Here is a 9682-nt window from a genome sequence, read left to right as displayed (position 1 = left end):
CCGCTCCCACAGTATTCTCGGACCTTACAGTCAGCCCGGCTATTTGGGCTGCTTCTTCGGGCGCTGCCAGCCTTCGATCGTCTGCTGGCGGCCGCGGGCGATGGTCAGCTTGCCTTCGGGGGCGTTGCCGGTGATCACCGAACCGGCGGCAATCGTCGCATCGCGGCCGACGGTCACCGGCGCCACCAGCGATGTGTTCGAGCCGATGAAGGCGCCATCCTCGATGGTGGTCGTGGACTTGTTGGCGCCGTCGTAGTTGCAGGTGATGGTGCCCGCGCCGACGTTCACCCCGGCGCCGATCGCGGCATCGCCCAGGTAGCTGAGGTGGTTGGCCTTGCTGCCCACGCCCAGCACCGCGTTCTTGGCCTCGACGAAGTTGCCGATGTGCACGCCGTCGGCCAGCACCGTGCCCGGGCGCAGGCGCGCGAACGGACCGATCTGCACCGCGCCCTCGGTGCGCGCGCCGTGGATGTCGCAGTGGGCGCGAACCTCGGTGCCCGGCCCGAGTTCGGCGTCGCGGATGCGGCAGAAGGGGCCGATGCGCACGCCGTCGCCGAGCACCACCCGGCCTTCGAAGACCACGCTGGCATCGATTTCGACGTCGCGGCCCACGATGACCTCGCCGCGGATGTCGACCCGCCCCGGATCGGCGAAGCGCACGCCCTCGACGCACAGCGCGCGCACCAGGCGCGCCTGCATCGCGCGCTCCAGCTGGGCCAGCTGCCAGGGGTCGTTCGCGCCCTCGGTCTCGATGGCTTCGTCCACGAACACCATCTCCGCGGCGCTGTATTCGGCGGCGGCCATTTCGAAGACGTCGGTCAGGTAGTACTCGCCCTGGGCGTTGTCGCTGGACAGTCTGCCAAGCCAGTTCTTGAGCGCGGTGGCCTCGGCGGCGAGCACGCCGGTGTTGACCGTGGTGATGCGGCGCTGCTCGGCGTCGGCGTCTTTTTCCTCGACGATGGCGCCGACGTTGCCTTCCGAATCGCGCACGATGCGGCCGTAGCCACGCGGATTGTCGAGTTCGGCCACCAGCACCGCCAGCCGGTCGCCGGCCTCGAGCAGGCGGCGCAGCGTGGCCGCGGTGATCAGCGGCACGTCGCCGTACAGCACCAGCACCTGCGCGCCGTCGGGCACGCCGGGCATGGCTTCGCGGACGGCGTGCCCGGTGCCGAGCTGGCGCGCCTGCTCCACCCACTCCAGGTCGGACTGGCCGGCGAATGCCTCGCGCACCTGGTCGCCGCCATGGCCGTGGACGACATGGATCGCAGCGGGCTCCAGCGCGCGCGCCGCATCGATGACGTGCGCGAGCATCGGCCTGCCGGCGATCTTCTGCAGCACCTTGGGGAGCGCGGACTTCATGCGCTTGCCCTCGCCGGCGGCGAGGATCACGACGTGGAGTTCGTTTGCGGGGGGGTCCTGTGCGGGCATGCTCGTCCTGGCCTGGGTGTTCCGGCGGCCATTCTAAGGTGCCGGCTGCTAGCATGCGCGCGATGTCGCGAGCCGTGCCACCCGGACGATCCACAGGCACCGCCACGGCCGGCACCGCCGCGCCCCAGCGGATGGCGGCGCGCCGCGTGGCGGCGGGCCTGCTGTGGGCCGGCGCCATGGCCTGGATCGGCGGCATGCTGTCGCACGGGATGTTCGAGCACTGGGTGCCGGCACGCACCACCGCGCTGGCGGTGATCGCGCTGCTGGCGCTGGGATTCGCATGGGGCCTGCGGCGCACCACCGGCCTTGCCCTCGCACACGGACTGGCGCTGGCCTGGCTGCTCGCGCTGGCCTGGTTCGGCGATCCGCTGCCCCTGCTCGCGATGCTGCTCATGGCGGGCGCCACGGTCGCGCTTGGCGGCCTGCTGCTGCCGAACGCCCCCGCGGCCGCACAGTGCATCACCGGCCTGGCGCTGGCTGCGGGCGTGCTGGGCTGGCTGATGCCGCTGCCGCTGCATGCGCGCTGGACCTACCTGGCGGTGCTGGCGGCGCTCGTCGCCTGGCGACGGCGCGAGCTCCTGGCCTCGCTGCAGGCGGCCGCCGGTGGCTGGCGCCGCACGGTGGCCGCCGACCCGCGGGCGCTGGCGCTGACGGTGCTCGTCCTGGGGCTTGCCTCCACGGCCTGCTGGCCGCCGACCACGCAGCACGACGACGTCGGCTACCACCTGCTGTTGCCCTGGTCGCTGCAGCTGGAAGGCCGGCTGGCGATGGATCCCGATGTCCATGCGTGGGCGCTCGCTCCCTGGGCCGCCGACGTGGTGCAGGCGATACCGCAGCTGCTGGCCGGCGCCGAGGCCCGCGGGGCGGTGAACGCCCTGTGGCTGGCACTTACCGCGACCGCGCTGTGGCGCCTCGCGGCCGGCCTTGGCGGCGACCTGCGCGCGCGCGCGTGGACGGTCGCGCTGTACGCGAGCCTGCCGCCGACGGCAGCGCTGGCCCTGGGCATGCAGACCGAGCTTCCCAGCGCGGCGGCGCTTGCGTGGGCCGCCTGGCTGGGCCTGAACCCCCCCTCGCGAAGGGCGCTCCTCGCGGCGTGCGCGCTGCTTGGCCTGCTGCTGGCGACCAAGCTTGCCGCGGCCGGCTTTGCCGCCCTGCTGCTGCCCTGGCTCGCATGGCGGCACCGCAGCGTGCTGGACGCGCGCACCGCGCTGGGCGGGCTTGCACTGCTGGCCGCGCTGGGCGGCGGCAGCTATGCCTACGCTTGGGTCATCGCCGGCAATCCGGTGCTGCCGCTGATGAACGATGTCTTCGGCTCGCCCCATTTCGGCGGCGCCTTCAGGGACGCACGCTGGCACGCGGGCTTCGGACCGCTGCTGCCGTGGCGGATGACCTTCGACACCGGGCGCTACCTCGAGGCCTTCCCGGGCGGCGGCGGCTTCGTGCTAGTGGCGCTCGCGGGCGCCTGGCTGGTCGCGCTGTGGCAGCGGCGCACGCGCGCGCTGGCCGCGCTCGCGCTGGCCATGGTGGCGGCACCGCTGCTGGCCACCCAGTACCTGCGCTACGTGTACCCGGCGCTGGTGCTCGCCCTGCCGGCCCTCGTGGTGGCGGCGCGCGGGGCGGCGCCGCGGAGCGCCCACGTGCTGCTGGCCGCCACCTGCATCGCCAACCTGCTGTTCCAGGCCAACGGCCATTGGATGCTCCGCACCGGCATCGTGAAGGACAGCGTGGTGGCCGCGGGCCGCGACGCCGCCACATTCAGCGAATACGCCCCGGAACGCATGGTGGCCGCACTCGTCCGCGCCCAGCACGAGGTCGATGACGGCCCACCGGGTGCCGTGCTCGCGCTTGCGCTGGACGTGCCGGTGCTGGCGGAATTCGGATCCGCCGCGCGCACCGTGTCCTGGTACGACCCCTCGCTCGAGACGGAGGCGCGGCGCGCGGACGCGGACGCCGGCGGCGCCACCTGGCTGACGCTCTGGCGGCGCGAGGGCATCGTCGACCTGGTGCTGCGCGCGGACCGGCTTCCACCCGCGCGGGCCGCCGCGCTGCGGCTGTCCGGCGCTCGCCGCATGGGCGGCGTGCAGGACGTGGAATGGTGGCGGTTGCCGCCGGATCCGACCGGTGCCGGGGACGCGCCGCCCGCGGAACCGGCGCGATGACGCTGCGCAGGCAGGGTCCTCGCTTCCTGGTGGTGGGCGGCATCCAGTGGCTGCTCGACTGGGGCGTCATGGTGCTGCTCAGCCACTTCGGCCTGCGCATCGGGCTGGCCAACGTGGCCGGGCGCGTCACCGGCGCGATGCTGGGCTTCTGGCTCAACGGCAAGATCACCTTCACCGGCGACGAGCACGTGCTCGGCCGGCGCCAGCTGGTGCGCTTCATCGCGATGTGGCTGCTGATGACCCTGCTCAGCACGGTCGCGATCGAGGCGATCGACGACGTGCTGGGACGCAAGTGGGCGTGGCTTGCGAAGCCCCTGGTGGAGGCCTGCCTGGGCGTGATCGGCTTCCTCGGCTCCAGGCACTGGGTCTACCGCCGCTAGCCCGCGCGAAGGTTCGGAAAGAAAAAACCCCGCACGGCGGCGGGGTTCTTTCAAGGAGCCACGCCCCGGGGCGCGGCGCGGTTCTGCCGTCAGTGCTTCAGGTTCTTGCGCAGGCGCTCCAGCGCCTGCAGCTGGGCCGCGACCTCGGCCATCTTCTGCTGCGCCTCGGCGATGTCCATCGCCTCGCCGCGGCCGGCGAGCACGCGCTCGGCTTCTTCCTTGACCTTGCGCACCGCGGCCTCGTCGATCTCGTCGGCGCGGATCGCGGTGTCGGCCAGGATCGTCACCACCTGCGGTTGCACCTCGAGGATGCCGCCGCTGATGGCGAAGTCCAGCTTCTCGCCGTTGGCCTGGGTGACCACGACCTTGCCCGGCTTCAGGCGGGTGATGAGCGGCGCGTGGCGCGGCGCGATGCCGAGCTCGCCCACCTCACCGGTGACCACCACCATGGTGGCCTCGCCGCGGAAGATCTCCGCCTCGGCGCTGACGATGTCGCAACGGATGGTGGTCATGGGTGCTTACCTGCCTCAGGCCTTTTCGGCCATCTTCGCGGCCTTCTCGACGGCTTCGTCGATCGAACCGACCATGTAGAACGCCTGCTCCGGCAGGTGGTCGTACTCGCCGTCCACGATGCCCTTGAAGCCGCGGATGGTTTCCTTAAGCGGCACGTACTTGCCCGGCGAGCCGGTGAACACTTCGGCCACGTGGAAGGGCTGCGAGAAGAAGCGCTCGATCTTGCGCGCCCGCGACACGGCCTGCTTGTCTTCTTCCGACAGCTCGTCCATGCCCAGGATCGCGATGATGTCCTTGAGCTCCTTGTACTTCTGCAACGTCGACTGCACGCGGCGCGCGGTGTCGTAGTGCTCGCTGCCGATCACGTTCGGGTCGAGCTGGCGCGAAGTCGAGTCGAGCGGGTCGACCGCCGGGTAGATGCCCAGCGAGGCGATGTTGCGCGACAGCACCACGGTGGCGTCGAGATGCGCGAAGGTGGTGGCCGGCGACGGGTCGGTCAGGTCGTCCGCGGGCACGTACACGGCCTGGATCGAGGTGATCGAACCGGACTTGGTGGAGGTGATGCGTTCCTGCAGCACGCCCATTTCCTCGGCCAGCGTGGGCTGGTAGCCCACCGCCGACGGCATGCGGCCCAGCAGGGCCGACACTTCGGTACCGGCCAGGGTGTAGCGGTAGATGTTGTCGACGAACAGCAGCACGTCCTTGCCGCGGCCCGACTCGTCCTTCTCGTCGCGGAAGTACTCGGCCATGGTCAGGCCGGTCAGCGCCACGCGCAGGCGGTTGCCCGGCGGCTCGTTCATCTGGCCGTAGACCATCGCCACCTTGTCGAGGACGTTGGAATCCTTCATCTCGTGGTAGAAGTCGTTGCCCTCGCGGGTACGCTCGCCCACGCCGGCGAACACCGACAGGCCTTCGTGCGCCTTGGCGATGTTGTTGATCAGTTCCATCATGTTGACGGTCTTGCCCACGCCGGCGCCGCCGAACAGGCCGACCTTGCCGCCCTTGGCGAACGGGCACATCAGGTCGATGACCTTGATGCCGGTTTCCAGCAGCTCGGTGGACGAGGACTGGTCCTCGTACGACGGCGCGGCACGGTGGATTTCCCAGTGCGCGGACGCGTCGACCGGGCCGGCCTCGTCGATCGGGCGGCCGAGCACGTCCATGATGCGGCCCAGCGTGCCTTCGCCGACCGGAACCACGATGCCGGTGCCGGTGTTGGTGGCTATCAGGTTCCGCTTCAGGCCGTCGGTGGAGCCGAGCGCGATCGCGCGCACGATGCCGTCGCCGAGCTGCTGCTGCACTTCAAGCGTGATTTCGGTGCCTTCGACCTTCAGTGCGTCGTACACCTTCGGCACTTCGCTGCGCGGGAATTCCACGTCGACGACGGCGCCGATGATCTGAACGATCTTGCCCTGGTTGCTCATTGCCTGGTCCTCTGAAACTTGCTGTGTTCTTTGGTTGTGGGAGCGGCCATGGCCGCGATTGTTCGGGACCGGGCCGTCGGGCCCCTCCCACATGCTGTCTGGATCAGACCGCCGCCGCGCCGCCGACGATCTCGGAGATTTCCTGGGTGATCGCCGCCTGCCGGGCCTTGTTGTAGACCAGGTTCAGCGTGTCGATCAGCTTGTTGGCGTTGTCGCTCGCAGCCTTCATGGCCACCATGCGCGCGGCGTGCTCGGAGGCGATGTTCTCCATCACAGCCTGGTACACCAGCGACTCGATGTAGCGCGTCAACACGTGCTCGAGCACGGACTCGGCGTCGGGTTCGTACAGGTAGTCCCAGTCGTGGGTCACCAGCTTCTCGTCCGACGGCGGCAGCGGCAGCAGCTGGTCGAAGGCCGCGCGCTGGGTCATCGTGTTGACGAAGTCGTTGTAGACCACGAACACGCGGTCCTGGCGGCCTTCGATGAAGCCGTCGATCATCACCTTGACGATGCCGATAAGCTGCTCGACTTCCGGGTTGTCGCCCAGGTGGGTGACGCTGGCCAGCATGTCCACCTTCAGGCGGCGGAAGAACACCGTCGCCTTCTGGCCGATGGTGACCACGTCGACCTCGACCCCCTTCTCCTGCCACTGGCGGATCTCGCCCAGCAGCTTGCGGAACAGGTTGTTGTTGAGGCCGCCGGCCAGGCCGCGGTCGGACGACACGATGACGTAGCCGACGCGCTTGACCTCCGGCCGCTCCACCAGGAACGGATGCCGGTAGTCGGTGTTGGCCTGCGCAAGGTGGCCGATCATCTGCTTCATCGCGCGCGCGTACGGGCGCGAGGCCTTCATCCGCTCCTGCGCCTTGCGGATCTTCGAGGCCGAGACCATTTCGAGCGCGCGCGTCACCTTGCGGGTGTTCTGCACGCTCTTGATCTTGGTTTTGATTTCTCTGCCGCCGGCCATGTCTTCGCTCGCTCTGCTCGCTACGGGGTTCTGGTACTGGGGTCGTCGGGCCGGGGTCAGGCGACCCCGGGTCCTCCGGCCGGCATCACCAGGATCCGGTCGCCTTGAAGTCTTCGATGCCCTTCCGGAACGCGGCTTCGATCTCGTCGTTCCAACCGCCGCTGGCGTTGACCTTCGAGACCAGCTCGCCCGCGGTGTTGTCGAAGTGCGCGTGCAGGCCTTCCTCGAACGCGCCGATCTTGTTGACCGCCACGTCGTCGAGGAAGCCCTCGTTCACCGCGTAGATCGACAGCGCCTGGTGGGCGATCGACATCGGCTGGTACTGCTTCTGCTTCATCAGTTCGGTGACGCGCTGGCCGCGCTCGAGCTGCTTGCGGGTGGCGTCGTCGAGGTCGGACGCGAACTGCGCGAACGCAGCCAGCTCGCGGTACTGCGCCAGCGAGATGCGGATGCCGCCGGACAGCTTCTTGATGATCTTGGTCTGCGCCGCGCCACCCACGCGCGACACCGAGATACCGGCGTTCACGGCCGGGCGGATGCCGGCGTTGAACAGGTCGGTCTCGAGGAAGATCTGGCCGTCGGTGATCGAGATCACGTTGGTCGGCACGAACGCGGAGACGTCGCCGGCCTGCGTCTCGATGATCGGCAGCGCGGTCAGCGAGCCGGTCTGGCCCTTCACTTCGCCGTCGGTGAACTTCTCGACGTAGTCTTCGGACACGCGCGCCGCGCGCTCCAGCAGGCGGGAGTGCAGGTAGAAGACGTCACCCGGGTAGGCTTCGCGGCCCGGCGGGCGGCGCAGCAGCAGCGAGATCTGGCGATAGGCCACGGCCTGCTTGGACAGGTCGTCGTACACGATCAGGGCGTCCTGGCCGCGGTCCATGAAGTACTCGCCCATGGTGCAGCCGGAGTAGGCGCTGATGTACTGCATCGCGGCCGACTCGGAGGCGGTCGCGGCGACGACCACGGTGTGCGCCAGGGCGCCGTTCTCTTCGAGCTTGCGCACGATGTTCGCGACCGTCGAGGCCTTCTGGCCGATGGCGACGTACACGCACTTGATGCCCGTGTCCTTCTGGTTGATCACCGCGTCGATGGCCAGCGCGGTCTTGCCGGTCTGGCGGTCGCCGATGATCAGCTCGCGCTGGCCGCGGCCGATCGGGATCATCGCGTCGACCGACTTGTAGCCGGTCTGCACCGGCTGGTCGACCGACTTGCGCCAGATCACGCCCGGCGCCACGCGCTCAACCGGCGCCGACAGCTTGGCGCCGATCGGACCCTTGCCGTCGATCGGCTCGCCGAGCGCGTTGACCACCCGGCCCAGCATCTCCGGGCCCACGGGCACTTCGAGGATGCGGCCGGTGGTCTTGGCCACGTCGCCCTCGCGCAGGTGCTCGTAGTCGCCAAGCACCACTGCGCCGACCGAGTCGCGCTCGAGGTTCAGCGCGAGCGCGAAGGTGTCGTTGGGCAGCTCGATCATTTCGCCCTGCATCACGTCGGCCAGGCCGTAGATGCGCACGATGCCGTCGGACACGGAGGTGACCGTGCCCTCGTTGCGCGCTTCGGCGGCCAGCTTGACCGTCTCGATGCGGCTCTTGATCAGTTCGCTGATTTCAGAGGGGTTGAGCTGGGTGCTTGCCATTTCCGGTTCCTCGGTGCGCGCCAGCGGGTGGTGCGCGGTAAGTGGATCTTGTGGTGGCGTCGCGCCGGCCATCGCCGGACCGCAACGGCCCTGTTTACTGGTTCAGTGCCGTCTGCAGGCGGCCGAGCTTGCCGCGCAGCGAACCGTCGATGACGACGTCCCCGGCGCTGATCACCGCGCCGCCGATGAGCGCGGCGTCGATCGTGGTCTCGACTTCGACCGCAGTGCCGAAACGACGCTCGAGCGCGGCGCGGATGCCGGCCATCTCGGCCTCGGACAGCTCGGCCGCCGACGTCACCGTGGCGCGTACGACGCGCTCGGCCTCGGCGCGCAGGTCCTCGTACAGGCCCGCGATCTCCGGCAGCTGGGCCAGGCGGCCGTTGCCGGCCAGGAGCGCGAGGAAGGCGCGCTGTTCCGCTGACGCGGCCTCGGGTGCCAGCAGCGCGACCGCGTCGGCGTCGGCCAGCGACGGGTGCCCAAGCAGCGGCGCGACCTGCGGATCGGCCGCGACGCGGGCGGAGAACGCCAGCGCCTGCGACCAGCCCGCGAAATCGCCACGGTCGCGCGCGATCCCGAAGGCGGCGCGGGCGTAGGGACGGGCGAGGGTGATCTCCTGGCTCATGGGGCTCAGATCTCCGCGGCGAGTTCGTCGAGCAGCGCCTTGTGGGCGCTGGCGTCGATCTCACGCTTCAGGAGCTTCTCGGCGCCGGCCACGGCGAGCATCGACACCTGGCGACGCAGGTCCTCGCGGGCCCGGTTGGCCGAAGCTTCGATTTCAGCGTCGAACAGCGCCTTCTGCCGGATCGACTCGGTCTGCGCTTCCACGCGCGCCGCCTCGACGATCTGGTTGGCGCGCTGGTGCGCCTGGTCGATGATCTCGTTGGCCTTGGTGCGCGCGACCTTGAGCTCCTCGCCCGCCTTGTCCTGGGCCTGCGCAAGCGCGCGCTGGCTGTTGTCGGCGGCGGCGAGGCCCTCGGCGATCTTCTGCTGGCGCTCTTCGATGGCCTTGAGCAGCGGCGGCCAGACGAAGGTGGCGATCAGCCAGATCAGCGCCGCGAACGAAAGCGCTTGGGCGATCAGGGTGAGATTGATGTTCATGGCAGTGCCTGTCGTGTTGGTCGGGGCATGCGGGGCGCATGCCGGCCTTGCTGCGGGGCGCGGGCGGCGGGTGCCGC

The 9682-nt window shown here is 69.8% G+C and carries 9 protein-coding genes; 2 read left to right on the top strand and 7 right to left on the bottom strand.

From position 1 onward, the window contains the following. Positions 1 to 39: 39 nt before the first annotated feature. Positions 40 to 1428: a bifunctional UDP-N-acetylglucosamine diphosphorylase/glucosamine-1-phosphate N-acetyltransferase GlmU gene (glmU, locus tag WCE39_RS13995; protein ID WP_343277290.1), complete on the bottom strand. Its 1389-nt coding sequence runs from the start codon at positions 1426 to 1428 to the stop codon at positions 40 to 42. Positions 1429 to 1490: 62 nt separating this feature from the next. On the opposite strand from glmU, the gene WCE39_RS13990 reads away from it, so the two are divergent. Both WCE39_RS13990 and WCE39_RS13985 read left to right on the top strand, forming a co-directional pair. Next, positions 1491 to 3587 (top strand): hypothetical protein, encoded by a 2097-nt coding sequence (locus WCE39_RS13990; protein WP_343277289.1) that lies wholly within the window; start codon positions 1491 to 1493, stop codon positions 3585 to 3587. Further along, positions 3584 to 3967 (top strand): GtrA family protein, encoded by a 384-nt coding sequence (locus WCE39_RS13985; RefSeq protein ID WP_343277288.1) that lies wholly within the window; start codon positions 3584 to 3586, stop codon positions 3965 to 3967. Before WCE39_RS13990 ends, WCE39_RS13985 begins: the two co-directional genes overlap by 4 nt. An 89-nt stretch (positions 3968 to 4056) precedes the next feature. Here WCE39_RS13985 and WCE39_RS13980 read toward each other — a convergent pair whose 3' ends face one another. From WCE39_RS13980 to WCE39_RS13955, 6 genes are all read right to left on the bottom strand, one after another. After that, positions 4057 to 4479, bottom strand: a complete 423-nt coding sequence (locus WCE39_RS13980; RefSeq protein ID WP_343277287.1) for a F0F1 ATP synthase subunit epsilon — start codon at positions 4477 to 4479, stop codon at positions 4057 to 4059. Between the two features lie 15 nt (positions 4480 to 4494). After that, complete coding sequence (gene atpD, locus WCE39_RS13975) at positions 4495 to 5904, bottom strand: F0F1 ATP synthase subunit beta (protein WP_343277286.1); 1410 nt, start codon at positions 5902 to 5904, stop codon at positions 4495 to 4497. 103 nt (positions 5905 to 6007) lie between these two features. After that, positions 6008 to 6871: a F0F1 ATP synthase subunit gamma gene (gene atpG, locus WCE39_RS13970; protein ID WP_343277285.1), complete on the bottom strand. Its 864-nt coding sequence runs from the start codon at positions 6869 to 6871 to the stop codon at positions 6008 to 6010. Positions 6872 to 6956: 85 nt separating this feature from the next. Further along, positions 6957 to 8507: a F0F1 ATP synthase subunit alpha gene (gene atpA / locus WCE39_RS13965; RefSeq protein ID WP_343277284.1), complete on the bottom strand. Its 1551-nt coding sequence runs from the start codon at positions 8505 to 8507 to the stop codon at positions 6957 to 6959. Positions 8508 to 8601: 94 nt separating this feature from the next. Beyond that, complete coding sequence (locus tag WCE39_RS13960; RefSeq protein WP_343277283.1) at positions 8602 to 9129, bottom strand: F0F1 ATP synthase subunit delta; 528 nt, start codon at positions 9127 to 9129, stop codon at positions 8602 to 8604. A gap of 5 nt (positions 9130 to 9134) precedes the next feature. Beyond that, positions 9135 to 9605, bottom strand: coding sequence for a F0F1 ATP synthase subunit B (locus WCE39_RS13955; RefSeq protein ID WP_343277282.1), 471 nt, complete (start codon positions 9603 to 9605; stop codon positions 9135 to 9137). Positions 9606 to 9682 lie beyond the last annotated feature (77 nt).

This window comes from Luteimonas yanweni, from assembly GCF_039548475.1.
Taxonomy (GTDB): Bacteria; Pseudomonadota; Gammaproteobacteria; order Xanthomonadales; family Xanthomonadaceae; genus Luteimonas.
This window is presented reverse-complemented; position numbering and strand designations above follow the sequence as displayed.